The 24383-nt window shown below is 63.6% G+C and carries 20 protein-coding genes; 8 read left to right on the top strand and 12 right to left on the bottom strand.

The window, feature by feature from the left end; translation table 11 throughout:
* Window positions 1-58: 58 nt before the first annotated feature.
* Window positions 59-1492, bottom strand: a complete 1434-nt coding sequence (locus tag CDA09_RS09280; RefSeq protein ID WP_121428361.1) for an SMODS domain-containing nucleotidyltransferase — start codon at window positions 1490-1492, stop codon at window positions 59-61.
* A complete protein-coding gene (locus tag CDA09_RS09275) occupies window positions 1489-2433 on the bottom strand; it encodes an S-4TM family putative pore-forming effector (RefSeq protein WP_121428360.1) in 945 nt (314 codons plus the stop codon). Before CDA09_RS09275 ends, CDA09_RS09280 begins: the two co-directional genes overlap by 4 nt.
* Before the next feature lie 249 nt (window positions 2434-2682).
* Here CDA09_RS09275 and CDA09_RS09270 point away from each other — a divergent pair, with 249 nt between their 5' ends.
* A complete protein-coding gene (locus tag CDA09_RS09270) occupies window positions 2683-3318 on the top strand; it encodes a response regulator transcription factor (protein WP_128106549.1) in 636 nt (211 codons plus the stop codon).
* Window positions 3290-5407 carry a sensor histidine kinase gene (locus CDA09_RS09265; protein ID WP_121428358.1) on the top strand — a complete coding sequence of 706 codons (2118 nt, stop codon included), beginning with the start codon at window positions 3290-3292 and terminating at the stop codon, window positions 5405-5407. The genes CDA09_RS09270 and CDA09_RS09265 overlap by 29 nt, the downstream gene beginning before the upstream one ends.
* A gap of 134 nt (window positions 5408-5541) precedes the next feature.
* Here the strand turns inward: CDA09_RS09265 and CDA09_RS09260 are convergent, their stop codons facing one another.
* From CDA09_RS09260 to CDA09_RS09250, 3 genes are all read right to left on the bottom strand, one after another.
* Window positions 5542-6285 carry an SDR family oxidoreductase gene (locus tag CDA09_RS09260; protein ID WP_121428357.1) on the bottom strand — a complete coding sequence of 248 codons (744 nt, stop codon included), beginning with the start codon at window positions 6283-6285 and terminating at the stop codon, window positions 5542-5544.
* Window positions 6286-6383: 98 nt separating this feature from the next.
* Window positions 6384-8321, bottom strand: a complete 1938-nt coding sequence (locus CDA09_RS09255; protein ID WP_286164440.1) for an oxidoreductase — start codon at window positions 8319-8321, stop codon at window positions 6384-6386.
* 129 nt (window positions 8322-8450) lie between these two features.
* Complete coding sequence (locus CDA09_RS09250) at window positions 8451-9224, bottom strand: SDR family NAD(P)-dependent oxidoreductase (protein ID WP_121428355.1); 774 nt, start codon at window positions 9222-9224, stop codon at window positions 8451-8453.
* A gap of 83 nt (window positions 9225-9307) precedes the next feature.
* Between CDA09_RS09250 and CDA09_RS09245 the strand changes: the two genes are divergently transcribed.
* Both CDA09_RS09245 and CDA09_RS09240 read left to right on the top strand, forming a co-directional pair.
* A complete protein-coding gene (locus CDA09_RS09245) occupies window positions 9308-10474 on the top strand; it encodes a thiolase family protein (protein ID WP_121428354.1) in 1167 nt (388 codons plus the stop codon).
* A gap of 4 nt (window positions 10475-10478) precedes the next feature.
* Complete coding sequence (locus tag CDA09_RS09240) at window positions 10479-10877, top strand: Zn-ribbon domain-containing OB-fold protein (protein WP_121428353.1); 399 nt, start codon at window positions 10479-10481, stop codon at window positions 10875-10877.
* Between the two features lie 87 nt (window positions 10878-10964).
* On the opposite strand, the gene CDA09_RS09235 is transcribed toward CDA09_RS09240, so the two are convergent.
* From CDA09_RS09235 to CDA09_RS09210, 6 genes are all read right to left on the bottom strand, one after another.
* Window positions 10965-11759: an SDR family NAD(P)-dependent oxidoreductase gene (locus tag CDA09_RS09235; RefSeq protein WP_121428352.1), complete on the bottom strand. Its 795-nt coding sequence runs from the start codon at window positions 11757-11759 to the stop codon at window positions 10965-10967.
* Window positions 11760-11829: 70 nt separating this feature from the next.
* The gene (locus tag CDA09_RS09230; RefSeq protein WP_121428351.1) at window positions 11830-12786 is read right to left on the bottom strand and encodes an acyl-CoA dehydratase activase; all 957 of its coding nucleotides are present in this window, start codon (window positions 12784-12786) and stop codon (window positions 11830-11832) included.
* Between the two features lie 27 nt (window positions 12787-12813).
* Window positions 12814-14229: a 2-hydroxyacyl-CoA dehydratase subunit D gene (locus CDA09_RS09225; RefSeq protein ID WP_121428350.1), complete on the bottom strand. Its 1416-nt coding sequence runs from the start codon at window positions 14227-14229 to the stop codon at window positions 12814-12816.
* 27 nt (window positions 14230-14256) lie between these two features.
* Complete coding sequence (locus tag CDA09_RS09220) at window positions 14257-15423, bottom strand: 2-hydroxyacyl-CoA dehydratase subunit D (RefSeq protein WP_217351297.1); 1167 nt, start codon at window positions 15421-15423, stop codon at window positions 14257-14259.
* Between the two features lie 449 nt (window positions 15424-15872).
* Complete coding sequence (locus CDA09_RS09215) at window positions 15873-16631, bottom strand: FadR/GntR family transcriptional regulator (protein ID WP_121428348.1); 759 nt, start codon at window positions 16629-16631, stop codon at window positions 15873-15875.
* Window positions 16632-16885: 254 nt separating this feature from the next.
* Window positions 16886-17662, bottom strand: a complete 777-nt coding sequence (locus tag CDA09_RS09210) for an oxepin-CoA hydrolase, alternative type (RefSeq protein WP_121428347.1) — start codon at window positions 17660-17662, stop codon at window positions 16886-16888.
* 243 nt (window positions 17663-17905) lie between these two features.
* Here CDA09_RS09210 and CDA09_RS09205 point away from each other — a divergent pair, with 243 nt between their 5' ends.
* From CDA09_RS09205 to CDA09_RS09195, 3 genes are read left to right on the top strand one after another with little or no spacing between them, the layout of a single operon-like run.
* Entirely contained in the window at window positions 17906-19102 is a 1197-nt protein-coding gene (locus CDA09_RS09205; protein ID WP_121428346.1) for an acyl-CoA dehydrogenase family protein, read from the top strand.
* Window positions 19103-20230: an acyl-CoA dehydrogenase family protein gene (locus tag CDA09_RS09200; protein WP_121428345.1), complete on the top strand. Its 1128-nt coding sequence runs from the start codon at window positions 19103-19105 to the stop codon at window positions 20228-20230.
* Window positions 20227-21771, top strand: coding sequence for a malonate--CoA ligase (locus tag CDA09_RS09195; RefSeq protein WP_121428344.1), 1545 nt, complete (start codon window positions 20227-20229; stop codon window positions 21769-21771). Before CDA09_RS09200 ends, CDA09_RS09195 begins: the two co-directional genes overlap by 4 nt.
* A 45-nt stretch (window positions 21772-21816) precedes the next feature.
* On the opposite strand, the gene CDA09_RS09190 is transcribed toward CDA09_RS09195, so the two are convergent.
* On the bottom strand, window positions 21817-22566 hold the full coding sequence (locus CDA09_RS09190; protein ID WP_174718424.1) for a FadR/GntR family transcriptional regulator: 750 nt from the start codon (window positions 22564-22566) through the stop codon (window positions 21817-21819).
* A gap of 279 nt (window positions 22567-22845) precedes the next feature.
* On the opposite strand from CDA09_RS09190, the gene CDA09_RS09185 reads away from it, so the two are divergent.
* Window positions 22846-24375, top strand: a complete 1530-nt coding sequence (locus CDA09_RS09185; RefSeq protein WP_121428342.1) for an acyl-CoA synthetase — start codon at window positions 22846-22848, stop codon at window positions 24373-24375.
* Window positions 24376-24383: the final 8 nt, after the last annotated feature.

Raw genomic sequence — 24383 nt, 5'->3', positions numbered from 1 at the left:
ACGAGTTGCACTGGAGTATACGGGATACCCCGTTGGAATTATTGCATTGAGGGCCGCGTCATTCGATGACGACATAAAACGGTTCGGATTTCCCGTACAACCGGTTATCACCGCTTCCAACAAGGAACGCTTCGACGAAATGCACGCCCCGATAAGAGAGCTCCTCGGTACGAGAGGCGCCGGAGTCACTGCTATAGAAGTCGCCGCGTAGGGCGCCCGCGTCATAGGCTGCCTTATCGGTGTTTGTTACTCGCCACACGATCTTGAATCCGCTCGAGAAGGGGATTCCAACGTTGTTCATGGCCCTGAAGCGAATAGCGCGGCCCTTTTGGACCGGCTCAAGTGACGAAACGGTTCGAATGTGGTCCCCATATCGCGACACGTGCAGATCGGCCGATACTTTGACGGTGTACTGCTGGGAGGCGGCACGCCACCTTGGCCGGTGCACGTACGGCAGACGAGCGATCCGGGCTGGAAGTGCCTCTCGCCCCTTAATCTTGACCAAGTCGACGAGGTCCCGAAATTGGCCTGCCAATACGAGGGCAGCACTCTTAGCCACCGACTCGCTGACATGGGCAGCCTCCTTTGCCTCACCAGCAGCGAACGCATCTCCAAATACGCGCTGCCACTTGCCAATTGACTCGTCCCGGTCGACCTCGTTATAGGCGTCGTCGATCCACCCACGATAGAGGTTGATTTTGTCGCGGAAGTTGGAGTAATGGGTCTGATTCCACACTCGGCTCTGAATCTCCGACCACAACACTGGGTTGCGGATTTCGGGCACCGACGAGTTCTGCTGCAGCCAGTCATCCAGTCGGCCAATCACGGTCTTGAGGCATGTCGGCGTGTCAGCAAATGCAGCTGTTCCCTTGTCCGAATCGTAGATGTGGGAGCCCACGAGCGTTGTGAACAGAAACGAGGGGCACGTGAAGTTGGTCTTAATGTCTCTCAGGTACTTCAAGAGCCGAGTAACCTTCTTGAGGTCATTACCGCCAGCGACCGCATTCCTTCCGTTTACCCAGTCCGTGTAGGCCAAGGGCGAGGCAAGTTCGAACGCGTTTGGGGTGCGATTGCAAACCTCATAGCTATCTTGATGAACCCGGCCCTTCACACACGGGGCAATGTCAATGCGCCGCTCACCTGCATATTCGATAGTCACGCAGTGTGAGTAACGGCGCACCTTGTCTTTATATGTGTTATGCCCATCAAAGAATGCGCCCAGCTTGTTGACGTAATCTTTTGCCTCCCATCCGTTTACCGGTTCCACGAAGACCAGCAAGTCTGTGTCGAATTCATCGCCCGGGAGCGGCTTAATAATGGTCCCGTGAGCCCAAGACCCGTGGGCAGCAAAGTCCAAGATTTTGGGCCCGAAATTCGAGCCTTTGATGGCGGATTTCAGGGCCTCGACACTGTCGCTGAGCAGTTCCACTCGGGTCTTGTTGAGGTTAACCTCGTCGTCGAGGAATGAATTGAAGTGGGTTACCAGTTTCATGCTATTGCGCCCTCCCCAAGCGCCTTCTTCGCATTCATCACCAATTCTTCTGCGGCATGGTGCGCCTCGTCTTCGTTCGCTGTCCTCAAGCGGTAGTACACCCAGTCGAACACCAGCGGGCTACGCTCGCGATGTTGGTAGATAGCGTCCTGCAAGTTTCGCGACTCGCGCGTGACCTCAGCCTCGCTCGCTCCGCTGAGCGCTAGCGTCCAAATCTTGTCCCACTCGTTGCCGAGGTTCGTCAGCGAGGTGGCCGTGTTCGAATGCTGCAGCCGCTCCTTCAGCGCCCAACTCAGCACTGGCATAAACGGGACGAGCAGCGTTATCACGAGCTCCGGCACGCTTAGTCCCATGATCAGGCCTGCAAACAGCAGCCCAACTCCGAATAGCAGCGTCAGGACCAAGAGCCTGTCGCCATACCTCCGTCTCAGGCGGCTGTCGTAGCTGATGTTGGTGCGCTGGCACACGAGACGGGCCAGATGCTTGGGAAGCTGGCTCACGCACGGCTCGTACCAGTTGTCGAAATGCCTCTCGCGGATGACAGAGAGCGGCTTCGCGGACAGAGCGCGCACGTCTTCGGGCTCGACACGGGCTCCCGTCACGAATTTGTTCCACGACAAGTCGAACACCTCCGTGTCAAACTGCTCTTGCAACTTAGCCCCCCGCTTCAGCCAGCCTTTCAGCACGCGGTCGATGAGCGCCGTCTCGAGCAACAGCAGAATAAGACCCCCGAGAGCAACGTATGGCCGGACTTCAGGGTGGCTCGTACCGACTAACACACCGATGACAGGGAGCACGATCGACAACGCCACAACAATCCCCTGTGTCAATTTGGCCGCGCGGTAGTTGCGGTCTCTCGCACGCAGAAGAAGTTTGTTTTCGGGGCGCATTTGGCTCGTCGCAAACTCATTCTTGGTCTGTACATTGGTCTGGTGACCCATTGATGTGCTTCCTTCATACCGTTATCTGATGGCAGCATTCTGCCGGCACATCGGTCAAGAAACACCGCACATAGAGTTCAGCTTTGCTGATCGTGCTCACCGGCAAATCAAGAGACGTTGATCGCGTCCAAGATTCCTAGATTGCCGTACAGTAAAACTTGAACGGGCCCGTGATAACCTCGGCCTTGGGATCCTTTGAGGAGATGAACAGTGACACGACGGATTCTAATAATCGAGGACGAGCCGGCGATGCGTGACCGGCTGTGCACGTTGCTACGGCAGCTCGACGATGTTCAGGTCGATTGCGCGGCCACCGAACAGGAGGCTGACGAATTCACAACACGTCAATCCTATGACGTAGCTCTGGTGGATCTCCAACTGAATCCAAAGCCCACCGGGCAACTGGCAGGTCTACGTTATGCGTCGAGGCTCGCAGACCGGGGTTGCCAGACCATCATCGTCACCGGGGATGCCCGAGACTTTCTCTCCGAGGTGGGGATGGCGCTGACCGGCAGCGATATCGTCACGAAACCAATTAGCGACGTCGTCCTATTGGGCCACGTCGAACGGGCGCTAGAGTGGCGAAACCGCAATGCATCGGCGGTGGATCTGCCGCCGGACCTTGTCCTTGATCCTTTCAAACAGTGCTGTCAATGGCGCGGACAAACAATCCAGCTGACTCCTACGGAGCTAAGCATCGTCAAGGAGATCTGGCATGCTAACGGCCAACGGGTCGACCTCGGGCGATTGATCAGTGTCCTCAAGAGCGGGTCCGGCCACGCGGTCACGCAGCATATTGCGAATATCCGGCGGAAGTTCGAATCCGTGGATCCTGATTTTGACAAGATTTCATGCCATGGCGGCGCCTACCTCTGGGCCCGCTAGCCAGTGGCGGCAGTGGAGCACTAGGCTTGGTGCCCGCCTCACACGGTACAACTTCACCGTCTATGTGACAGTGGCGCTTGTTGCCCTCTTTGTCCTTCTGTCTTGGGCTGCATACGATTTTGTCCGGGCTATCCAGCACAACGATGAAAAGCTGCAAGTGGCAGGCCTGCGCAGCCAATTGGTGGAATTCCTTCTCGCAACGACTCGGGAACCTGACGGTTCATCCCTGCTCGACAACCCCGACGACTATGCACAAACGCGCCGGACAGCGAAGGTTGTCACAGTGTCCAAACCGTTCTTCGGCTATTTCCTGACCCGGGAGAATATCAAGTCCTTTCGGAAGGAACTTGTCCGTACAGAACAGCCACGCGCCTGTATCCTTGAGTATCCGGTTGATATCGACGAGTTGACCAGGCGCTCACCGAATACTGTGCAGGTTTGCCTCGCCGCTGTACAGAATGATCCCTCTGGCCGCTACGTGTACGCGATCATCAAGTACCCTACGAGCGAGGTGGCACCTCATCGTCGGGGCTACCCTCTGAAGGGTGGCGATCTCTTTCAACTGCGTTTCCAGTTCGGAAAAGCCCCCCCGACTACGCTGCGTCTTGCCCTTGAGGCCCCGTATCTGTCAGCAGAGGCGAGGAAACGAAATCCCGCGCGCTTCGACGGACTGTATGAGGTCGCCGGCTTCCTCAACGAGGATAGCGGCCGACCGACAAGCATGGTGAGTGGCCAGGCGATTGAGCGGACAGAACAGCCGGATGGCCCACGCTTCGTGACTGTCGCCGTCCGGATCGATGCCTCAGTCTTCAATCAACGGTTCGAAGCTTGGCCTGATGCTGCCGTGAAGGGCATGTCTATCGGACTGGAGATTCATCGCTCGGGTTCTTCCCCAATCGTCATTTCAGAAACGAAAAAGGGGTCAGCGTTGGTGTCCCTGGCCCAAGCCTACCTGACTTCGGTTCCTTCCGGAGCCGTCCTTGATATCCATAAGGGGAGCGATACCGAGCAGCTCTTCTGGTCCTCGAAATCTTTGGAGCCGCCAGGCCTGCAGGAGTCGCCCGGCATCATGCAACGGATCGGCGATCGGATCGCCAACTTGCTCAAGGGGGAGACCATCCAGGTAAGCCAGATCATTCAGAGTCCGGTCAGCGGCGCGCTCACCGCGGAGCTGCGTTCTTCCGGCAACGTCATACCTGATCTTGCCGCACGAGTTCTCGCGTTGCTGAGCATCGCAGCGATCATTGTCCTCTTCCTCGGGGGGCTGGTCTTCTATGTTGCCAGTACCATCGGCAAAATCACTGGTGATGCACTGGCACTGGCCAGGCACCGGCACGGCGACGACTGGGCAAAGTACAAGCGGCGGCGCGACCAGGTAGGCACAATTGGCCGGGTCATCAACTACCTCGATCGACGCATCCGCGCCGAGGTGGAAAAAAAGGCTAGGACGCTGGTCCGGGAGGCAACAGCTATTGCGCAACACCAGCAGAGTTTGCGCCTGATTGCCCACGAGATCCGTTCGCCGGTGGCCACGCTGCTCGTCCTTAACCAAAAGGAGGATGATACCCGGCGACTCCTTACCCGCATGCAGCGTGCGATGGAGATTTTCGCCGAGATGCGCAGTGTGGAATCCACGAAGGACGCAGCACGGCCCGCCGCTCACGATCTGGCTGCCTCGTTGCTGGCCTATGCCAGCAATCTATCCTCGGATGACCGCCGCCTGACATACGAAGGCCCGCAATCTGTGACACTAGCTAAGTACGACGATATCCTTCTGGATCAGGTCCTCCAGAACGTCCTCGACAACGCTCAACGTTATGCCCTGCCCAACACTCCCATTGAACTGCGGGTGTCCGTGCATGAACGTCGAGATATGGAATTTGAGGTCTTCAATCAAGGCCCGCGGGTTGCCGACACCGAGGAGATCTTCCTGTGCGGGCATACTAGCTCGGATGCGGCGGAGAATCTTGGTGTCGGACTCTACGCAGCCCGGCAGTACGTCACTAGTTTTGGTGGTTCCATCCATGCCGAGAACCGCTCGAATGGGTTCGCCATCGTGGTAAAACTTGAGCCGGCGCAGGCTTTATGATGAGCATCAGTGCGATGCATCGGGTAAGCAGAAATTGAAGTCCCCTCCCCTATTTCGCTTGACATTACCCCCCAAATCCCACGCATTACTCCTTTGACAAGCCAGCATTCGCGGATCTGACTAACCGACACCGATCATCCCGCCTGCATTGTCGGCCGCACGAAGATCTCGTTAAGCGAGACATGGGGGGGACGCGTCAAGGCAAACGCGATGACCTCGGCAACATCCCTGGCTTCGAGCGCCTGCAGCGCTGCGCGGGCCTGCTCGAGTTCGCGCCTCTTCCGGTCGTCGAAGTTGTCCAAGAACTCCGTTTCGACGAAGCCAGGAAAGACGGTGATCACACGTACGTTGTCTGCACAAAGTTCCTTGCGCACGACTTCAGAGAAAGCGGCGACGGCAGCCTTCGTCGCTGCATAGACGGCAGAGCCACGACCCAGTGCGCGGACCACTGTTGACGCGACATTCACGATATTTCCGCGGGACTGTTTCAGTGCTGGCGTCGCTAGTCGGGTGAGATTGGCGAGCGCGAACACGTTTGTATCGAGCATGACGCGCAGGTCCTCAACCGTTCCGTGCTCGTGCAACGCTCCGCGTGCAAGGCCTGCATTATTGACCAGCACGTCAAGTCGTCCTCCCCATCCAACGGCACGACGCACAAGCTGATCCGCGGCGACCTCGTCGCGAATGTCGCACTGCACGGCCAGAAAGTGCTCGCCATCCGCTCCAAGCGTACGCTGCAATTCGGACAGACGGTCCAGGCGTCGCGCGGCCGCCACGACGCGGACACCTTCGGACAAGAGTTCCGACACGGTGGCTGCTCCGATACCCGAGGATGCACCGGTGACGAGAGCGACTTTACCGTTCAGAGATTGAGCCATTCCTCCTCCTGGAGTGCGGTTGGAAATCCATTCATTGGTGATAACCAAAGTGCTCACGCGTGCGTCGCACGGACTATGAACGCCTTGGGCGGCAGCCTTCAGCAGGCGAGGTGCGAGGCCGCGCCGACCGTGGCGCAGATGCTCTTTACTGCTGCATAGGCGGCATGGACGGCATCGCCGATGCGCCCGTTGTGCCTGGCGTCGCCCACGACCACATACGGAACATGGGCGGCCGCGAGGGTCTTCACAAAGTCGTTGTCCGGGCGCCGTCCCTGCGCAATCACCACCCCTGCACTCTCAATTCGGTCGTCCACCCCATCGGAACGCAGGAGTACGACCGTGCCATCTGCCGCAACGGAGACGAGTGTCGAATTGTCGACCACACGGATTCGTTCGTTCGCGGCGATCCGACGACGCAGCAGGCCACGGTAGATCAGTTCGGCTGAACGGGCTAGTTGCTTTGCCGGCGAACGCGTCACGAGGACCACCGCATGGCCATGCGCAGCAAGCAGTTCCGACGTTTCGCACCCGGTCTCTCCGCCACCGTAGACCACCATGGGTCGCGTCCCCGGAGCAGGCACCGTCTTGTCGTCGCTCATTAGGATTTCGTAGGCGTCATGCACCTTGGGGAGGTTCAGACCTTCGATGGGCAGGGAAACCGGTCGCGCCCCGCTGGCCACGACGACCACCGCTGCTCCCCGCTCAGCAAGCGTCGCCGCATCGACGCGGGACTGCAGTTTCGTCATAACGCCGCTTTCCTCGAGTCGCCGTTCTAGGTAACGCTGGTACCAGCGCAGCTTGTCCTTGAACGGCGGAGCGGCCGAGGCAATAAGACCGCCGCCCAGTCGAGACCGCGCCTCATGGAGTTCCGTGCGGAATCCAGCTTGGTCGAGCATCAGGGCGGCCGCCATGCCGCCTGGCCCGCCGCCGACCACGATGGCGAGCCTCCCCCGCGCGACTCCAGCATCAGGGAGCGGGTCCAGTTCGCGTCCAGTTCGCGGGTTCTCCGCGCAAGCGATAGTCTTGTTCGGATCGAAGGTGGCCGCCATGCAATAGTTACAGGACGTGCACGGGCGAATCGCATCCTCGGCCCCGCGGCGCGCCTTGTCGGGCCATTCCGCGTCCGCAAGCAGCGTTCGTCCGAGGGCGATCAAGTCGGCGTCACCCGCCGCGATCGCCGCGTCGGCCATTCCGGGCCAGCGGATTTGTCCCACTGCAATTACCGGCACTCCGGCGGCATTGCGGACCCTTCTGGCGTATGGAATCCGGCAGCCTTCGGGCATCGACATCGGCTCAATCACCTTGTCGAGGCTCGTCGCACCGAGCCCAAGAGATACGTGAATGGCATCGACCCCTGCCTCTACGAGAAGCGGCACGATGCGTTCGGTATTGTCAATTGAAAGGCCGCCCGCCGTAAACTCGTCGGCGGAGATCCGGTAGATCAGCGGTCGATTCCCGATTGCCTGCCGCACCCGCCCGATCACATGGCGCGCGAACGCCGAGCGCCGCAACTCGTCTCCTCCCCACGAGTCATCGCGATGATTGAAATACGGACTCAGGAAGCTCGTGAGGAGGTAGCCGTGGGCGCCGTGCAATTCGAAGGCCTGATATCCGGCCTGCACCCCCAGCTCGGCCGACCGACCGAAACACTCGACGATCTGTTGGATTTCCGCGCCCGACAGCGCACGCACGACGAGCCGCTCCGGATCGTGCTGCGACCGCAGCTCGCTCGGCCCAACCGCCACGCCCCCCTCCAGCCACTCGGCCCGCGCCCCGGGACCGCCATGCTGGAGCTGGAGGCAGGCGACCGCGCCTGCCGACGTGATCGCTGCGACCAGCTGTCGATGGCCGTCAAGATTGGCGATGCTCTCCAAGCTCAGCTGCCTGGCCTCCGAGCGCCCACTCGCCGCATGGACGCAACAGAACTCGACCGTCACCATACCCACGCCGCCCAACGCGCGGGCGCGGTAGTACGCGATCTGGCGCGGCGTAACCGCGCCATCATCAGCGGCTAGATTCGTGGACATCGGCGCCATCACGGTTCGGTTGCGCACGCGGACGCCACGCAACTCGAATGGGGAGAACAGGTGTGGATACGGGGGCTGTGACAAAGCCTTTCTCCAGAGGGGGTAGCGTGATCGACTCGCGGGAGCCGGCGGGCCGGCTCAGAGGCTGATGTGGAAGCCGCCGTTGACCGCCAGATGCTGGCCGGTGATATAGCTCGCACCATCGGAGAGCAGGAAGCACACCGTCCTGACCACTTCCTCGGGCGTCGACCAGCGGCCCAACGGAATCTGCGCCAGCATCCCGTCCCTGAACTTTTCGCCGCGCACCACCTCCGTCATCGGCGTCTCGACCACGCCGAAGCAGACCGAATTGGTCCGGATGTTGTACTTGCCCCATTCCCGCGCGGCCGTCATCGTCATCCCCATCAGGCCTGCCTTCGCCGCCGCGTAGTTGATCTGGCCGACCGCGCCCTTGCGCCCAGCGTCCGACGAAATATTGACGATTGCGCCGCCGTCCGTGTCGCCAGCCTTGGCGCGCTCGACCATGTGGCGGCCGACCGCCTGCAGCCAGTGGAAGGTGCCGGTGAGATGCACGTCGATGACGTCCTGCCATTGCTTCGTCGTCATCTTTTCAATCATGGCCGGGCGCGTGATGCCGGCGTTGTTGACCAGCCCGTGAATCGCGCCGAAGCGCTCCACCGCGCCGTCGACGGTGCGTGCGGCGAGCTCGGCGTCGACCACGCTCCCAACGACGGGTATCACACGCTCAGACGGCAGCGTCTCCATCGCGGCGAGCAGCGTGTCCTGATTGAGGTCGATGCCGACGACGTTCGCGCCGAGGCCGACCGCCAAGTCGGTTATCGCCCTACCGATGCCCTGCCCCGCCCCGGTCACCACGATCGTGCGGCCTTCCAGCGATACCATGGGTTCCATGCCCTTCTCCTTGTACGATGGTTGAACCAATGATAAAGTTCATAGACGACACGGTCAACTCACTCAACAACGAGACGCATGCCATGACCATCCGACGAAAAGCCTGCATCGCAGGCGCCTTCGAACACCCGACCCGCAAAGCGCCCGACAAGACGGTTGCGCAACTGCACGCGGAATGCGCCCGCGGAGCGCTGGCCGACGCCGGCCTGACGCTTGCGGACGTGGACGGCTACTTCTGCGCCGGCGACGCGCCCGGCATGGGCGCCAACAACATGGTCGACTACCTCGGACTCACTGTGAGGCACGTCGACAGCACCGACACCGGCGGTTCCGCCTACCTGGTCCACGTCGCGCACGCGGCCCAGGCGATCGCCGCCGGCAAGTGCAACGTCGCGCTGATCACGCTCGCGGGCCGCCCGCGCAGCGAAGGCTCGAGCGGGGTCGGCCCGCGCGTCGTCACCTCGACGACGCCCGACGTGCCGTGGGAGATGCCCTATTCGCCGGTGACGGTGAACATGTACGCGCTCGCCGCCGCACGCCATATGCACGAATACGGGACGACCGCCGAACAGCTCGCATGGATCAAGGTCGCCGCCTCGACCCATGCGCAGCACAACCCCCACGCGATGCTGCGCGACGTCGTGACGGTCGAGGACGTGCTCGCCTCGCCGATGATTGCGGACCCGCTGCACAAGCTCGACTGCTGCGTTGTGAGCGACGGCGGCGGCGCGCTCGTGGTCGTCCGCCCCGAGATCGCCCGCTCGCTGCGCCGCCCGCTCATCAACGTGCTCGGTGCCGGCGAGGCGATCAAGGGCCAGCACGGCGGCAAGGTCGACCTGACCTGGTGCGGGGCAGCCTTGTCGGGTCCCCGCGCCTTCGAGGAAGCCGGCGTCACCCCGGCCGACATCCGCTACGCGTCGATCTACGACAGCTTCACGATCACGGCCCTGACGCAGATCGAGGACCTCGGCTTCTGCGCCAAGGGCGAAGGCGGCCGCTTCGTCGCCGACGGCAACCTGATCTCGGGCGTCGGGAAACTGCCGTTCAACACCGACGGCGGCGGCCTGTGCAACAACCACCCGGCCAACCGCGGCGGGATGACCAAGGTCATCGAGGCCGTGCGCCAGCTGCGCGGCGAGGCGCATCCTGCGGTGCAGGTGCCGGACTGCACGCTGGCGCTCGCCCAAGGCATGGGCGGCATGCTCGGTTCGCGCCACGGCAGCGCAACGCTGATTCTGGAAAGGGAGTAAGCCCATGACGACGATGTACCAGGAGCGCCCCCTCGGCGCGCCGATCTCGGACCCCGCCACCGAGCCCTACTGGGCTGCCGCGCGCGACCGCGTGCTGCGCTACCGCAAATGCACCGCCTGCGGCGAACCCCACTGGTATCCGCGCCCGATCTGCCCCTTCTGCCAGGGCGATACCGAGTGGACCGACGCGAGCGGTCTCGGCACTGTCTACAGCGTCAGCGTTACGCGCCGCGCCGGACCGATTCCCTATGCGATCGCTTACGTGACACTCGACGAGGGCGTGACGATGCTGACCAACATCGTCGACTGCGATCTCGACGCCGTCCGCATCGGCCAGCGCGTCAAAGTGTGCTTCAAGGCGGCCGAGGATGGCGCGCTGATCCCGATGTTCACGCCCGCCTGACGCATCCGCAACAGACGAAAGACTGCGGGCCCGGAATCGCTCCCGGGCCCGCGGCGCACTGACTGGTCGATCGGCGAAAATGCTTCCTCAGGCGACCGAAATGCCCCCGTTCACACTGATGACCTGACCGGTGATGCGGGCCGCCTCGGGGCTTGCAAGGAACACGATCAGCGGCGCGAGATCCTCCGGCAGCGTCATCCCCAAGTGCGCGGCGCGCAAGGCCTTCTCGAACAGTTTCCCCGCGAACTCGTCCTTCATCAGCTTGTCATAAGCATCCGTTCCGCCGATCAGCGACGGCGTGACGACATTGACGCGCACCCCGTAGCGCTTCGCCTCCAGCGCGAAGGCGGTCGAGAAGCGCACGATCGCGGCCATCGCACTGCCGACGACCGCCTCGCCCGGCGTCGACACCTTGGCCGCGTCGGACGAGATGTTGACGATCGCGCCGCGACGCCGCGACGCCATGCCGGCGACGGCCGCCCGGCACATGTGCAGTGGCGGCAGCAACTGATTCACGACCGTCGGCAGGACGTCCTCGATCGGCGATTCGTGGAACAGACCGGGCACCGCGGCGCTCGACACGCTGTTGACCAGAATGTCGACGTTGCCGATCTGCCGCTCGGCGGTTTCGACGGCGCGCGTCGCCTGCGCAGGGTCCATCGCGTCGGCCTGGATGAAAACGACGCGGGCGGCCGGGAAACGCTCCTGAACCGCGACGCGGGCGCGTTCGCCACGCTCGGCGGCGCGGCCGACGAGCGCGATGCGCGTCACGCCCGCCTCGGCAAACTTGAACGCGGTCGCCAGCCCGACCCCGGCCGTCCCGCCGGTGATGAGCAGCCCGCATTCCTTCAGCGGCAACGCTTCGGGGGGTTTGATTTCCATGAGTGGTCCATTGTCGTGACTGAGGTGGATGCTTTCGAACCGCGTTCGGGCCGCAGCCCTCACGCGCGGCTCACTTCGTCGCCGCGTCGGCCTTGCGGCTGGAGCCCAGGCCCGTGAGCTTTGTCCAGAACGGTTTGGCAGCCCCTTCGGCGGGCTTGCCCTTGCAGCCGGTGCCGCACGCGCGTGCCGCTCCCATCGCATCCTCCATGTGGTCGTCCTCATCGGCATCCGGCAGCGGGTTCGACGCGCGGAAATCGTCGAGCGCGAGCAGCGCCGCGCCGAGCGCGCCTGCGATCTGCGGGTCGGGCGGCAGATGGAGCGGCATTTCGAGTGCCTCCTCGATGTGGCGCACGGCCGCGACGTTCTTCGCGACCCCGCCCGTCATCACGATCGGCCCTCGTTTGCCGACGCGGCTCACGAGGCCCAGCGTGCGGCTAGCGATCGCGGCATGCACCGCCGCGAGGACGTCCGGCTTCGCGTTGCCCTCGGCGAGCAGCGAGATCACTTCGGTCTCGGCGAAGGTCGCGCACATGCTCGAGATCTGCAGCTTCTGCTGCGCCTGCAGCGCGACGCCGCCCATCTTGTCGAGCTCGATGTCCATCGCCCGCGCCAGCACCTCGAGGAATTTCCCGGTGCCCGCCGCACAGCGGTCGTTCATCGCAAACTGGGCGACGAGCCCGTTCGCGTCGATCGCGATGACCTTGCTGTCCTGCCCGCCGATGTCGATGACGAGGCGCGCCTCGGGCATCATCGCGACCGCGCCGCGCGCATGGCAGGTGATCTCGGTGTAATTCTTGTCCGCGATCTCCAGCATACGCCGGCCGTAGCCGGTACTGACCGTCCGGCCGACGTCGGCCTGGGTGATGCCGGCCTGTTCCAGCGCCCCCTTGACCGAAGCCTTCACGCCGTCGTCGCTCACCGCGCCCATGTTGCCGATGCACGATGCGACGACTCGCCCTTTCGTGTCCAGGATCACCGTCTTGGCCGTGGTCGAGCCGAAGTCGATCCCCATCACATAAGATTTCATGCCGCCCTCCTCCGGTTGCCGCCCGTCTCAGCCGCGGTGGAACACCAGCGGCGAGGCCTCCGCCCGGTTCTGCGCGAGCAGGGAGAAATCGCTGACCTGGCTCGGCGTTCCGCGGCCGGCCCGGCTCGCATCGATCGCTTCCAGCATCGCCTCGACGCGGCTGTTCAGGAGTTCGTCCTTGTAGAACGACTCGTCGGTCACGTCGCCCTCGAACATCGTCGTCGGGATACCCAGCTCGCGCGTCGCCGCCTCGGCCATCAGGAACTGCGGATTCGTGAAGGCGCGGCAGGTCCGCGACGAGTGCAGCACCATGCCGTCGAGCTCGTACTTGCGGCAGAAATTGAGCGTCTTCTCGATCAGGAAGGGCGCGCTGAGATTGATCGGGCAGATCAGGTAGTTCTGGGCCATGCCGAGGATCGGATCGTTCGGGTCGATCAGGTCCGGCTCTTGCCAGAAGGCTTGGTGCGTGTAGCGTCCGCTCACGACCGTCGCGTCGTACTTCGCGAACTTCTCCGCGAGCCAGCCCACCTTGTTCCAGTTCATGATGCCGTCGAAATAGAGGCGGTAGCGCTCGTTGTGGATCGCCCCTGCTCCGCTCGCGACGCGCTGCTGGACCTCGTCCTTCATGCCCTGGAAGAAGTCGACCAGATGCGGGCCGATCGGCAGGTTGTTGAGCGGCGCGATGCTTACGATCCAGTCGAAGAACGACGCCGGCGCCGGCCGCGCCGTGCACAGATCCATCGCTTCGAGGCGCAGCTTGGAGGCCTGCTTCACGTACCCCATCATCTCGTACAGGCGATCCCACTCGAACTTGCGGCCGGTCTGCTGCTCGATGAAGACGACCATCTCGCGCAACTGCCGCGCGAGGTACTGCGAAGTCTCTTCCCACTCTTCGCCCTTCAGGTAGCCCGCATCGGGCTTGCCGCCCCAGATCAGCGGGATCGAAACGTTGAAGATCGGGATCTTCTTGCCGAAAAGCCGCGCCGTGATTTCGTCCCACTGCTGCCCCGTACTGCAGTACGCATAGGCGCTGATGATCATGTCGGGCGCCGGCAGGCGCGCCGCAAGATGGGGGTCGTCCGCCATGCCGAGGAAAGGCGTTTCGGGCGCGTTGCCCATGCGCTGGTTCGACACCACGCAACCGAGGTGAGTACGCGCATACGAGCACAATTCCTTGATGTAGCCATGCTCCTCGGCTGCCTTCTGTGCCGGACCTTCCTGGTGGCGCGCCGCGAGCAGCGCTGAATAGGCCTCGCCATGCACCCAGCAGATGTCGGCCGCCTGGAGGAAGGGGTTGATCGCCGATCCCTCGTACCAGCAGACCAGCTTGCCCTCCTCCTTCGCGCGGAAAACGGTCTCCCAATAGTCGTTCACCAACTTGCCGGCGTTTCGCGTGGAAGTGAGCTTGTTGGCTTTCTTCTGATCCTGCACTGCACTGTTCATGGAAGTCTCCTTGGGGATTGCGACCGTTTAGTTGGCGAGCGCGACGGCCTCTCTGCGCTTGACGATCTCGAGGAAGGTCTCGACGCGGGTCTTGAGCCCCTCGAGCGGAATGCCTTCGTGCTCGGTCTCGATCAGCAGGTGCGGCACCCCATGACGCTCGAAGGTGTGCTTGACCTCGGGGTAGTAGTACATGTGCGGCTCGCAGAACTTCGCCATCAGCACGATCAGCCCTTGTGCCTTCTCGTTCTCGACCGCGTTGATCAGGTAGCCGTCCCAGTCGATGTCGTTCTGCACGCGCGTCGGACACGGCACGCCGGTATTGCGCGCCATGTACCACTCGGCCAGCGCGTCGAGCGGGTCGCCGTCCTCGCGCACGTCCGTCGAGATGTAGCGATAGCCGTGGAAGAGGTCGTCACCGACCACCGTGGCGCCACAGGATTCGATCAGGTCGAGGATTTCCGGCTTCGGCGCCTGGCAGAAGTGGCCCGATAGATGCACGCGCACCCCCGCCGGTGCGGTGGAGCGATCGCGTTCGAGCTCCGCCACGAGCGCTTCCATCAGCGCCGTGTGCTCGGCCTTGTCCATCACCATGCTCGACTTGACGATGTACTGCATTTCGCGCGCCGTGAGCGCCACTCGCCCCGTGCGTCGCAGCTCGTAGATGTGGCGGATCAGTCGCCGGTTCTTGTTGAAGAGCCGGATGCTCGAGCGCAGGGCGTCGTCGTCGATGGCGTTCCCGACCAGTTCCTCGAGCACTTTCTTCAGCCCGACGAAACTTTCGCGTGCCCGCCCGTGCGTCCAGGGGTCGCACATCGAAGAGATCAGCTGATAGAAGGCCACGCGCTTCTTCGGCAGCGTCATCCGCACCGCGTCCGCCGCGCCGAGCAACTGCACGCAGTGGTCGCCGAACATGATCGCGTCGAGCACCTCGAAGTCGCCCTTGGCGGCCTGATCCACAAGGCTCCGCGTGTAACCGCAGTAAAACGGATAGATGATGCCGTGACCGACGGTGATGGGATCCTCGGCCTCCTGGATAAGCATCGGCAAGGTGCCTGCCGCATGGGCCAGTTCCCCGGGGAAATTCATCGGAAACGACCCGACGACCATTTTCCGGTTCGTTTCCTTCCACTCGCGTGCGGCGGTGAGGGGTTTCTCGGATGCATGCCGAAGCTTCTCGAAGATCTGACTTTTCATACGGATCATCTTCCTTTCGCGTTGGGGCGACTCCCCGGGGAGGCGTCGCCAAGTTTTCAGCAGGCCCATCGCCGGAAGCATTCGGGTGACGTGACGAGTGACCTTGGCACTGGCACAACGCTGGCGCCCGCCCGCCACAACTCGTACGGCTGCCGTACCGGCACAACGACGATACGGAATGCATCCACCCAAGTCAACATTAGCTGGACCATTTATGGTTCAACCAATATAGCACTCAGCTAAATAAAATCCAAGGAATTCAGAGCCCGCCCCCGGCATCGACTGCAAATACACGCACTGGATCTGCGTAAAGGCGGCACGCCCCCCCCCCGGCTCGACGCGAACGTCACCCCGGAAAAGCAACAGGCCGGCACGCACCGTTGACGGTGCGTGCCGGCCTGCAAACGAAAGACGAAGACGAATCGCGCGCCAGAAGGCGCGCCAGCGCGTTACTTGTTGCCCGCGGCGCCCTTCATCTGGTCGAGCTTCGATAGATACGAGCGGTGAATCCTCTCGAGATGGCGGGTCATTTCGGCCTCTGCCGCATCACCATCACGCGCCTTGATGAAGCCGACCAGGCGACGCCGCGAAGGCAGCACGGTCGAATAATGCTGGGGGCCCAGCACGGTCATGAACTGATGCATGACCTCCATGATCCCGTCCATCACGATCGCGAGAATCGGGTTATGCGTGGCCTGCCCCAACAGGGAGTGGAATCGCACGTTGCCCGCCGCGCGGGCAGCCTCATCGCCCGCCTTGTGGGCCATTGCAACGCTCCCGATGTTTTCTTCAAGCGCAACGATGTCCTCGTCCGTCGCACGCTCGCAAGCGACACGAACGACCATCGCCTCGATCCAGATGCGTGCTTCGGTGAGTTGCCGCGGAGTAATCGCGCCGAGATCGTACAGGTCGCGCAGACCATTGACGATCACATCGGGACTGCCCGGACGAATGAATGCACCACCCGCCGAACCCTTGCGCAACTCCAGCAAACCGGCGATCTCGAGCGATCGCAAGGCTTCGCGCAAGGTGTTTCGGCTGACATCGAACTGCGCCGACAGGTCCCGCTCTGCGGGCAACCGGTCGCCGGGCTTGAGCTTGCCGGAAGAAATCAGGGAGCGAATCTGGGTCGCAATTTCCTCGAAGGCCCGTTGCGACCGGATCGGTTCGAAATTCAGGTCGGACCCCGCAGCAGAAAGGTCGTTCATTGCTTGGCTCCGCGCGAATGGCAAGACAGGGGCTTGGAAGGAGGCCGCTACAGGGAGCGGCCGCGCGCCCGATGAATAATTGACGCGCTTTCGTGATTATTTTGCCTCAAACACTGAAAGGGCTCAACCATCGCATCGTATGCAGCAGTCCTGCGGAGCCGCGGCCTGCCCGCTCGGCCAAGCATTGAGTCTCCCGCACGCCAAGCCGGCGCGGGCGTATCGTGACGCAGCCGCCTTGCCCCCTGCACGTTCGCTTACAGGGCGTACCGCGCCGCCCGCTTTTCCAGGAATGCCTGGATGCCCTCGCCCGCCTCATCGCCAAAAAGCGCGCCGATGAACTCTTCGCGCTCGGCATCGAGTTGTTCCTGCCGGCTCCGCCCGTGCGCCCCGTACACGAGGCGCTTGATTCGCGCATGTGCGTCGACCGGCCCTTGCGCCAGTCGCTCCGCCCAACCGAGCGCTTCCCTCAGCGCGACGCCATGCGGCGTGACGCGATTGACGACGCCCAGGTGGTGTAAGCGCGCGGCGGACACGACATCACCATCCAGCAGCATTTCCAGCGCAGCCTGGGGCGGCAGCATCTTTGCGAGGGAATCAGACCCTCCGCCGTCCGGAGAGAGAGCCACCCTCACGTAGGACATCACGAACTTCGCGTCGTCCGCGGCAACGATCAGATCGCAGGCGAGTGCCAGCGCAAAGCCGCCGCCTGCAGCAGCCCCCTCGACGGCCGCAATCACCGGCTTTGCACACGCCCGCATGCTCAGGATCCACGCATGGAAGCCATCGAGGTTTCCGCGCTGCGAATCCGGCGGCATAGAACGCTGCTGGAACACCCGGTTCAGGTTTCCTCCGCCGCAGAAGTGCTCCCCCTCGCCCGTCAGCACGATCGCGCCGATGCCATCATCGCCGGCCGCTTCGCGGAACACGGCACTCGCCACCGGATAAAGCTCGGATCCGATCGCATTCCGCGCCGCTGGATTGCTCAACGTCACCACAAGCACCCGTCCGCACCGTTCTGTCAGTAGCTTCATGCACTCGCCTCGCTGGTTTTCAGGAACTGGCCGCCGCCACGCACTCGCCGGGAGCCTCGCAGCATCAAGTGTGCCGCATGTTCAGCGGCGAATCGCCGCCCACCTTCCGGTCACGATTCTTTCGAAGACGTTGTCAAACGGTTGAACCAATGATACGCTAATTTCGACAGTCGCGTCAATGGCGATTACCTACGCAACCGTCCAGCAAGAGGTTGATCGAACAACCAAAGGAAAACCACAAAGATGGATCTACGTCTTACCGCCAAGGAGAAGCGCTTCCGCGAGGAAGTCCGCGATTTCATCGCAACCAACCTGCCCGAGGACATCCGAAGCCACCTGCGCGCCGGCCATCCGCCAACGAAGGATCACATCGTCCGCTGGCACCGCATCCTCAACACACGGGGCTGGGCGACTGCGCACTGGCCAAAGGAATGGGGCGGGGCCGGCCTCTCTCCGGTCGAGCGCATGATCCTCACGGAGGAGATCTTTCTCGCCCCGGCGCCGACACCGCTGGTGTTCAACAGCAGCATGATCGGACCGGTCATCATCCAGTTCGGCAGCGAGGAACAGAAGCGGCAGTTCCTTCCGAAGATCGCCAACCTCGACATCTGGTTCTGCCAAGGTTTTTCGGAACCCGACGCGGGCTCCGACCTCGCTTCGCTGCGCACCTTGGCTCGCCGCGACGGCGACCACTACGTCGTTACCGGACAGAAAATCTGGACGACGATGGCGCATCACGCGGACTGGATGTTCTGTCTCGTGCGCACCGACCCGGCGGCGAAGAAGCAGGTAGGGATCTCGATGCTGCTGATCGACATGAAGACGCCCGGCGTCACCGTGCGCCCGATCATGTCCATCGACGGCCACCACCACCTCAACGAGGTCTTCCTCGACGAGGTACGCGTGCCGGTCGAGAACCGCGTAGGCGAAGAGAACAAGGGCTGGGATTACGCGAAGTTCCTGCTCGGGCACGAACGTACCGGCATCGCCGGCGTCGGGCGCTCGAAGGAAAGGCTGTCGTACGCACGCGAACTGGCCACGCAGGTGAAAGCCGGCAAGCGGCCGCTGGCCGAAGACCCGTGTTTCCGCGAACAGCTCGCACTGATCGAGGCCGACCTCAAGGCGCTCGAAATCACCCAGCTGCGGGTCGTCGCCGGTCACGCCGGGCACCATGCCGACAAGCCCGATCCCCTGACCTCAGTGCTCAAGGTCCGCGGCACCGAACTCTACCAGGCGGTCTGTGAACTGGCCTGCCGGTCGGCGGGCCCGGCCGCGATCGCGATCCAGCCTGCGGGGGGCGCCGCCGACGAGCTCGACGCGGCCCCGCGCTGGGGGGCCGCGCTCGCCCCCAGCTACTTCTACTCGCGCGCCGCCTCCATCTACGGCGGCTCGAACGAGATTCAGAAGAACATCCTCGCCAAAACCGTCTTGGGGCTATGAATGGATTTCAATCTTAAGGACGAGCAGCGAGCGCTGCAGGAAAGCGTCACCCGCCTGCTCGGCACCCACTACAACTTCGAGGCCCGCAACCGCCACGCGCAACAGGACGACGGCTGGAGCCGTGACATGTGGGCACGTTACGCCGAACTCGGCCTGCTCGGATTACCGTTCGCGGAAGAGCATGGCGGATTCGGCGGCGATGCGGCGGACCTGATGCTGACGATGGAGGCCTTCGGCCGCGTGATGGCGCTGGAGCCCTACCTCGCGACCGTCGTGCTGGCGGGCACGGCACTGCGGGTCGGCGGCACACCGTCGCAGCGGGCCGACTTCCTGCCCCGCATCGCCGACGGCAGCCTGCTGTGCGCATGGGCGCACGGCGAGCGCGACACCTGGCACCAGCCGTCGCACGTGACGACCACCGCCGCACAAGACGGTGACACATGGGTCCTGCACGGCGCGAAGAGCCTCGTCCTGCACGGACTGTCGGCGGACCTGCTGGTGGTAAGCGCGCGGGTGCGCGGCGCCGCCGATGCGACGGAGGGCATCGGTCTCTTCCTCGTGCCGGGCGACGCCAAGGGGTTGTCGAAACGGGGCTACCGACTGCTGGACCAGACGCCGGCTGCGGAGATCACGCTGTCCGGCGTCCGCGGCCGCCTGCTCGGCACCGCCACCGAGGCCTGGCCCATCATCGAACGGGTCATCGAAACGGGCATCGCGGCGGTCTGCGCGCAGGCGGTGGGCGCGATGCAGGCGGCGCTCGATCTGACGGTCGACTACCTCAACACGCGCCAGCAGTTTGGCCGCCCCATCGGCGAAAACCAGGCCCTGCAGCACCGGGCTGCCGAAATGCTGATCGCGACCGAGCAGGCCCGCAGCATGGCGATGCTCGCCGCGATGATCGTCGACGACCCCGAGGCGCAGGACCGTGCACGCCACATTGCCATGGCCAAGGCCGTGATCGGACGCGAAGCACGCCTGGTCGGCCAGCAGGCAATCCAACTTCACGGAGGCATAGGAATGACGACAGAGTATTCGGCGGGGCACTACCTGCGCCATTTCACGGTGATCGATCAACTCTTCGGCGACACGGCCTTCCATGTGCGCCGCCTAGCGGAGGAACACGCATGAACCACAATCTCTACGCCCTGCTGCAGGCCCGCTTCCCGAGCGATCCCCACGCGCCCTGCCTGATCCTGCCCGGCGGCCGCACCATCACCTACGGCGAACTGCACGAGCAAAGCGGCCGCTACGCCAACCTGCTGTCGAGCCTGGGCGTGAAGGCCGGCGACCGCGTCGCCGTCCAGGTCGAAAAGACGCCGGAAGCGGTGTTTCTGTACCTCGGTTGCCTGCGGGCAGGCGGCGTCTTCCTGCCGATGAATCCGGCCTACCAGCGCGGCGAGATCGAGCATTTCCTGCGCGACGCGACCCCGACGCTGTTCGTCTTCCGCCCGCAGATGCGCGACGTCGCCGAAGGCGTCGCCCGCGAGGCCGGCGTTCCACATACCCTCGCGCTCGCCGACGACGGCACTGGCAGCCTCGTCGAACAGGCGGTGCAACATGATGCGGCCTTCGAGACCGCGATCCGCGCCGATGGCGATCTCGCCGCCATCCTGTACACTTCGGGCACCACGGGGCGCGCCAAGGGCGCGATGCTGTCGCATCGCAACCTCACCGTGAATTGCGAGATCCTGCACGAGACCTGGGGCTTCCGGCCCGGCGACGTGCTGCTCCACATGCTGCCGATCTTCCACTTCCACGGCCTCTTTGTCGCGATCCATTGCGCGCTGTGGAACGGCAGCGCGATGTACTTCGAGCCCCGCTTCGACCCCAACCGCACGCTCGAACTGCTGCCCCGCTCGACGGTCTTCATGGGCGTCCCGACCTACTACGTGCGGCTGCTCGCCGATCCCGCCTTCACGGCCGACACCTGCCGCCGGATGCGCCTCTTCATCTCGGGCTCGGCGCCCCTGCTCGCCGACACCTTCACCGAGTTCGCGCAGCGCAGCGGCCATACCATTCTCGAACGCTACGGCATGACCGAGGGCGGCATGTTCGTCTCGAATCCCTACGACGGGGAACGGCGCTGCGGAAGCGTCGGCCTGCCGCTCCCCGGCCTGAGCCTGCGTGTCGTGAACGACGACGGGGCGCCGGTCGCGCCGGGCGAGATCGGCAACATCCAGGTCAAGGGGGAAAATGTCTTCGTCGGCTACTGGCGCCTGCCCGAGAAGACGCGCGAGGAACACACCGACGACGGCTTCTTCCGCACGGGCGACCTCGGACGCCTCGAAGCGGACGGCTACCTCACGATCATCGGCCGCTCGAAGGATCTCGTGATCACCGGTGGCCTCAACGTGTATCCGAAGGAGATCGAGACGGTGATCGACGCGCTGCCGGGCGTCGTCGAATCGGCGGTGATCGGCGTCCCGCATCCCGATTTCGGCGAGGCGGTGACGGCGGTGGTCGTGCGCGACCGGGCGAACGGCGCAGCACTGACCGAGGGCAGCGTGATTGCAGCCGTGAAGGCGCAGCTCGCCAACTTCAAGGTGCCCAAGTCGGTCGTCTTCGTCGACGACCTGCCGCGCAACGCGATGGGAAAGGTGCAGAAGAACGTCCTGCGCGACCAGGTCCCGACCCTGAAGGCGGCGTCCGGCGCGGCGGCGGTCGCCTGAGCAAGCTGGCGGCGCTCCCCACAGCGACCGGGAGCGCCGCAGGCATCAGCCGCGCGCGCTACGCGTCTGGCTCTGGTCCTCGAGGTAGTCGTTGAGCTGCCGCAGGTAATCCGTCATCACGGCGCAGGCCTGCTCGGCGTCGCCGGCGCGGATGAGCGACACCACCTTGCGGCGCACCGCGAACACGTCCTCGCGTGGCCGCGGGTCGATCCGCGCGAGCAGGGTGCGGACGATCTCGGCCAGCGCCTCCACCAGCATCACGATCACCTCGTTGTGCGTCGCACGCGCGAGCAGTCGGTAGAACTCCGTCACCGAGCGCGTGTTGCGTGAGCCACCGCCGTGGCGGAACAGCTCCGTATGGTGGTCGATGTCGGCCTCGATCGCATCAAGTTCGGCAGCGGTCGCCCGCTGACAGGCGAGGCGGATCGCCACGCAGGTGAGCTCGATCCGCGCATCGGTCACGTTTTCCGTCGGCACCTGACCGAGCGCCACCATGTCGCGCACCGCCTGAGCGATGCCTTCGGTGCCGGTGCTGCGAATGAAGAAGCCACCATTGACGCCCGTGCGTGCTTCGACGAGTCCGGCCGATTCGAGACTGCGCAGGGCTTCCCGCACACCGCTACGGCTTACGTCGAATTGCTCGGCCAATTCGCGCTCGCCCGGTAAGCGCTGCCCCGGGCGCAGCGCTCCGTCGTTGACCTGGCGCCGGATCTGGTCGCACACCGCTTCGAACGTGCGGCGCGTGCGCACGCGCTGAAAGACGGGCGCGGCGATGGCGGCTTTGGCTGTCGGCATGATCGGATCTCCGGCGTGTAAATGGGAATTTCGAACCACAACGGAATCCACCGGGCTCTGCGGCCAATATATCATTGGTTCGACCTTTTACGCAAAATTCTGCGCAACCGGAAACGGGCAGACGATAAGGCGCACGGTCGAGCGCGTCGATGCGCCATCGGACCTGCTCCTTTTCACGCTCACATATTTTTCGCGGCACGCTTCACCGCCATATTGCGTCGGCCTACTTTCTCATTTACGCTATGGTTCAACCATTTCTATACGAAGAAGGAGTGAGCGATGGGTTCCCCCCTTATCTATCTTGATGACCGCCCGGTTCCACGCGACGAGGTGCTGCTGCGGGCGCGCCGAGCGGCCCGGGGTTTCGATTCGATCGGCGTGCGTGAAGGCGACCGCGTCGCCTTGCTTCTGCGAAACGACTTCGCGTTCTTCGAAGCACAGGAGGCCGCCGCCGCGATCGGCGCCTACTCCGTGCCGCTCAACTGGCACAGCAAGCTCGACGAGGTGCGCTACATCCTCGACGACGCGACGCCGAAGCTGCTCGTCGCGCACGCCGACCTGCTGGCGCCGCTGCGCGGACATCTGCCGGCCGACCTGCGCATCTTCGTCGTCCCCACGCCGCAGGAGGTGCAGGACCGCTACGGTATCGGTGCCGACGCCGCGCGCCCGGCTGCGGGCGACACGATCTGGTCCGACTGGTGCGACGAATTCGCACCGTGGGACCAGGCACCGAAACGCAGCCGCGCGACGATGATCTACACGTCCGGCACGACCGGGCATCCGAAAGCGGTAAAGCGCGACGCCGCGACACCGGAACAGGCGACCGCCTATATCGAACTGATGCAGCGGGTATATGGCCTCAAGACCGGTGTGCGGGCGCTGATCGCGGGTCCGCTGTACCACGCCTCGCCCAACGCCTATGGCCGCCAGGCTCTACCCACCGCCGACGTGCTGGTGTTGCAGTCGAAGTTCGAACCAGAGGAGATGCTGGCTGCGATCGAGAAGTACCGCATCAGCCACGCTGTCATGGTGCCGACAATGTTCGTGCGCCTGCTCAAGCTCCCGCCCGAAGTCCGCGCTCGCTACGACATCAGCTCGCTGAAGTGGGTCACTCACACCGGAGCACCCTGCCCCGCCGAGGTCAAGAAGGAACTCATGGAATGGTGGGGCCCCATCGTCTACGAGACCTACGGCGGCTCGGAGGTCGGCACGGCCACGCTGTGTGCGCCGCACGACTGGCTCGCCCACCCCGGCAGCGTCGGCGTGCCCACGCCCGGCACACGCATCGCGTTCTACGGCGATGACGGCAAGGAACTCCCCGCGGGCGAGATCGGCGAAATCTATATGCGTGTGCCTGCCTACGCGGACTTCACCTATCTGAACAACGAGGCGAAGCGCAGACAGATCGAGCGCGACGGCCTGATCAGCTGCGGCGACATCGGCTACCTTAAGGACGGTTTCCTTTTTCTGTGCGACAGGCGCTCGGACATGGTGATCTCAGCGGGCGCCAACATCTATCCGGCCGAGATCGAGATGGTGCTGCTGCAATGCCCCGGCGTTCAGGACTGCGCGGTATTCGGCATTCCGGATGAGGAGTTTGGCGAATCCCTCGCCGCCGCCGTGCAGCCGCTGCCCGGTGCGGCGCTGACGGCCGAGCACGTCCGCGCCTTCCTCGCCGAGCGGCTCGCGAAATACAAGGTTCCGCGCCGCGTGGACTTCCATGAGGCGCTACCGCGTGAGGACAGCGGCAAGATCTTTAAGCGCCGGCTGCGCGACCCGTTCTGGCAGGGGACGGGCCGGCGGATCTGACGACCGCC

The sequence above is a fragment of the Azoarcus sp. DN11 genome, assembly GCF_003628555.1.
Lineage (GTDB): Bacteria > Pseudomonadota > Gammaproteobacteria > Burkholderiales > Rhodocyclaceae > Aromatoleum.
This window is presented reverse-complemented; position numbering and strand designations above follow the sequence as displayed.

Excerpts from the sequence above, each read along its gene's own strand:
- CDA09_RS09280 (WP_121428361.1), bottom strand. The coding sequence starts at position 1,492 with ATGAAACTGGTAACCCACTTCAATTCATTCCTCGACGACGAGGTTAAC.
- CDA09_RS09270 (WP_128106549.1), top strand. The coding sequence starts at position 2,683 with ATGCGTGACCGGCTGTGCACGTTGCTACGGCAGCTCGACGATGTTCAG.
- CDA09_RS09240 (WP_121428353.1), top strand. The coding sequence starts at position 10,479 with ATGACGACGATGTACCAGGAGCGCCCCCTCGGCGCGCCGATCTCGGAC.
- CDA09_RS09260 (WP_121428357.1), bottom strand. The coding sequence starts at position 6,285 with ATGGCTCAATCTCTGAACGGTAAAGTCGCTCTCGTCACCGGTGCATCC.
- CDA09_RS09245 (WP_121428354.1), top strand. The coding sequence starts at position 9,308 with ATGACCATCCGACGAAAAGCCTGCATCGCAGGCGCCTTCGAACACCCG.
- CDA09_RS09215 (WP_121428348.1), bottom strand. The coding sequence starts at position 16,631 with ATGAACGACCTTTCTGCTGCGGGGTCCGACCTGAATTTCGAACCGATC.
- CDA09_RS09200 (WP_121428345.1), top strand. The coding sequence starts at position 19,103 with ATGGATTTCAATCTTAAGGACGAGCAGCGAGCGCTGCAGGAAAGCGTC.
- CDA09_RS09185 (WP_121428342.1), top strand. The coding sequence starts at position 22,846 with ATGGGTTCCCCCCTTATCTATCTTGATGACCGCCCGGTTCCACGCGAC.
- CDA09_RS09225 (WP_121428350.1), bottom strand. The coding sequence starts at position 14,229 with ATGAACAGTGCAGTGCAGGATCAGAAGAAAGCCAACAAGCTCACTTCC.
- CDA09_RS09275 (WP_121428360.1), bottom strand. The coding sequence starts at position 2,433 with ATGGGTCACCAGACCAATGTACAGACCAAGAATGAGTTTGCGACGAGC.
- CDA09_RS09250 (WP_121428355.1), bottom strand. The coding sequence starts at position 9,224 with ATGGAACCCATGGTATCGCTGGAAGGCCGCACGATCGTGGTGACCGGG.
- CDA09_RS09220 (WP_217351297.1), bottom strand. The coding sequence starts at position 15,423 with ATGAAAAGTCAGATCTTCGAGAAGCTTCGGCATGCATCCGAGAAACCC.
- CDA09_RS09255 (WP_286164440.1), bottom strand. The coding sequence starts at position 8,321 with ATGGCGCCGATGTCCACGAATCTAGCCGCTGATGATGGCGCGGTTACG.
- CDA09_RS09230 (WP_121428351.1), bottom strand. The coding sequence starts at position 12,786 with ATGAAATCTTATGTGATGGGGATCGACTTCGGCTCGACCACGGCCAAG.
- CDA09_RS09190 (WP_174718424.1), bottom strand. The coding sequence starts at position 22,566 with ATGCCGACAGCCAAAGCCGCCATCGCCGCGCCCGTCTTTCAGCGCGTG.
- CDA09_RS09205 (WP_121428346.1), top strand. The coding sequence starts at position 17,906 with ATGGATCTACGTCTTACCGCCAAGGAGAAGCGCTTCCGCGAGGAAGTC.
- CDA09_RS09235 (WP_121428352.1), bottom strand. The coding sequence starts at position 11,759 with ATGGAAATCAAACCCCCCGAAGCGTTGCCGCTGAAGGAATGCGGGCTG.
- CDA09_RS09210 (WP_121428347.1), bottom strand. The coding sequence starts at position 17,662 with ATGAAGCTACTGACAGAACGGTGCGGACGGGTGCTTGTGGTGACGTTG.
- CDA09_RS09265 (WP_121428358.1), top strand. The coding sequence starts at position 3,290 with ATGGCGGCGCCTACCTCTGGGCCCGCTAGCCAGTGGCGGCAGTGGAGC.
- CDA09_RS09195 (WP_121428344.1), top strand. The coding sequence starts at position 20,227 with ATGAACCACAATCTCTACGCCCTGCTGCAGGCCCGCTTCCCGAGCGAT.